This window comes from Streptomyces sp. MnatMP-M17, from assembly GCF_900091995.1.
GTDB lineage: Bacteria > Actinomycetota > Actinomycetes > Streptomycetales > Streptomycetaceae > Streptomyces.
The window spans coordinates 1-2,259 of the sequence record NZ_FMDK01000882.1 but is presented as its reverse complement, the minus strand read 5'-3'; the positions used below and the strand labels follow the sequence as shown (position 1 = coordinate 2,259).

The 2,259-nt window shown below is 71.1% G+C and carries 2 protein-coding genes and 1 pseudogene; all 3 read right to left on the bottom strand.

The genetic code is table 11. The annotated features are described in order from the left end of the window. Positions 1 to 115: 115 nt before the first annotated feature. Entirely contained in the window at positions 116 to 970 is an 855-nt protein-coding gene (locus GA0115259_RS32680; RefSeq protein WP_093603664.1) for an alpha/beta fold hydrolase, read from the bottom strand. Between the two features lie 74 nt (positions 971 to 1,044). Next, the gene (locus tag GA0115259_RS32675) at positions 1,045 to 1,878 is read right to left on the bottom strand and encodes a 3-methyl-2-oxobutanoate hydroxymethyltransferase (protein WP_093603666.1); all 834 of its coding nucleotides are present in this window, start codon (positions 1,876 to 1,878) and stop codon (positions 1,045 to 1,047) included. 85 nt (positions 1,879 to 1,963) lie between these two features. After that, positions 1,964 to 2,259, bottom strand: a pseudogene (locus GA0115259_RS32670) (3-methyl-2-oxobutanoate hydroxymethyltransferase); the annotation flags it as partial.

The window sequence follows — 2,259 nt, the reverse complement described above, 5'->3', positions numbered from 1 at the left end:
GCGGGCGTTCTGACACCGCCCGCGCCCCGCGCCTTCGCCCCGCCCCCGGGCCCTGAGCGAGGGCGGACGCGGATCGTACGTTCCGTATGTTCGCACCCCTGCCGCGGCCGGGGCGCTACTCCCCCGCCTCGGCCAGGAATTCCAGCACTCGCGCCGGTGCGCTCGTCTCCGTCTGTTCCGTCACGGGAACGTTCCAGTACTCGGCGAGCGGCAGGCACTCCTGGAGATACCGGGCGGCCGACGGCGCGTGCGAGTCGTCCTGGCCCGGCACCACGAGCGCCGGGACATCGAGTGTCAGCAGATCCTCGGGCTCCGGGCCCGGCACCGTGTCGCGGTCGAAGAGCAGCCGCGCCATACCGGTGACCATCACGCGATACCGCTCCGGGTCCGTCCGTACATACCGTTCGGCGAACGCCTCGTCCCGCCGGATGACGCCCGCCCACGGGCCCACCCTCGGATCCGCGGTGAATCCCGAGCCGGTGCTCCGCGCCAGTTCCGCCACGCCGGCCGTACCGTACTCCTCGGCATGGGCCAAGTGCCGCAGAAACCGGGCGTGCTGCTTCATCCGGTACTTCACTCCGCCCGCGGGCGAGTAGAGCACCATGCTCAGCACCCGCTCGGGACGGGTCACCGCGAGCACCGCCGCGGTGGAGCAGCCGACGCAGCCGCCCATCAGATGCGCCCGCTCGAAACCGAGATGGTCGAGGAGTCCCACACCCTGGGCGGCGTAGTCGGCCCAGGAGATCCGCTCCAGCCGGCCGCCGGAGCGGCCGGACTCACGGCGGTCGAAGGTGATACAGGTGTAGCGCTCGGTGAGCCGGTCCAGCAGACGCAGCCGCCGGTAGATCCCGGTCTCCCGCCAGCCTTCCAGCGAGGAGTCGAAGCCTCCGGGCGAGAACATCAGCAGCGGCGGGCCGGAGCCGGCCACCTCGTAGCGGGTGGAGATCCCGTCGATGACGGCGGTGGGCATGGGCGCTGTTCCTCTCGTGGTTCCCTGTCCTGCCCGGTCGCGACCGGGCGCGCGAGGCCCGGCCAGGACAGGGCTCAGGTCCTGGGCGTTACGGAGATGCCTCCGGCGATCTGCCGCGCGGCCCGGACGTCGCCGGCGTACGCGGTGATCGCGTCGAGCGTGATCCGGGCGACGTTCGCATAGGTGTCCGGCGGGTCGTCGAGCGACGAGGCGGCGTAGCCGATGGCCGCGTTGACCATGCGCATCCGGCCGTCGAGCCATGGGCCGCCGCCGAATCCGCCGACGACCGGGATGGAGACCGCCTCGGCGACGGCGGCGCCCACGACCGGGCCCGAGTTGGTGAAGTTGAGCAGGACGGCGCCCGCCTCCTCCAGCAGTCGGGCCTCGGCGACCAGCGCGTCCTTCATCGCCACCGGCACCTGGTCGGCGGCGGAGGGAATCGCGCTGTACTCGACGCCGTAGCGCAGGGCGGTCTGCGGTGTGATGCCGATCTGCGCGAAGACCGGGATGCCCGCGCGGGTGATGGCCGTGACCGCCTCGGGAAAGTCCGAGGCGGCGTCCAGCTTGACCATGTCGACGCCGGCCTCCTTGACGAACCGGATCGCCGCGCGCACCGCGCTGTCGGTGCCCTCCTGAAGCGGACCGAACGGGAAGTCCGCGCTGACGAGCGCGCGCCGCACGCCGAGGCGCACCGCCCTGGTGACCACGAGCATCTGCTCCATGGTGACCTCGAAGGGATTGGACTGCCCCCACAGATTGATACCGACCGTGTCACCGACCGAGACGAGGTCGACACCGGCCCGGTCCACGATGCGCGCCATCTGGTAGTCCCAGGCCACCACACCGACGATCTTGCGGCCGTCCTCCTTCATCCGCTGGAGCGAGCGCGGACTGATCTTGTCGGTCATGATGCCTTCGTCTTTCCGGTCGTCGTCGGACGGATGAAGCGTCGGACGGATGAAACGGGCGCGCAACGGGGACAGGCAGGCGGTCCTAGACCCTGAGCGCCGTGAGCAGTTCGAACACATCGCTCTCGTCGGCGGACAGCAGCAGCACCCGGGCGTACGGACGCAGCGCGGCGACGGCGTCGCCGGCCTCGAAGCCGTCGCCGAGCACCACTCCCGCAGTCGTGATGCCCTTCCTCCCGCAGAGCCGCCCGATCGCGGAAGCGGCGGCCCGGCCTCCGTCCTCGGTGGCGAGAACGACCACCACATCGGTGTCGGTCAGCACCTCTTCGAGCCGTACGAACGGACCGTCCAGCTCCCGCAGCAGCAACTCGCCGCCGGGAC

Coding starts and splice junctions, on each gene's coding strand:
- GA0115259_RS32680 (WP_093603664.1), bottom strand. CDS start 970: ATGCCCACCGCCGTCATCGACGGGATCTCCACCCGCTACGAGGTGGCC.
- GA0115259_RS32675 (WP_093603666.1), bottom strand. CDS start 1,878: ATGACCGACAAGATCAGTCCGCGCTCGCTCCAGCGGATGAAGGAGGAC.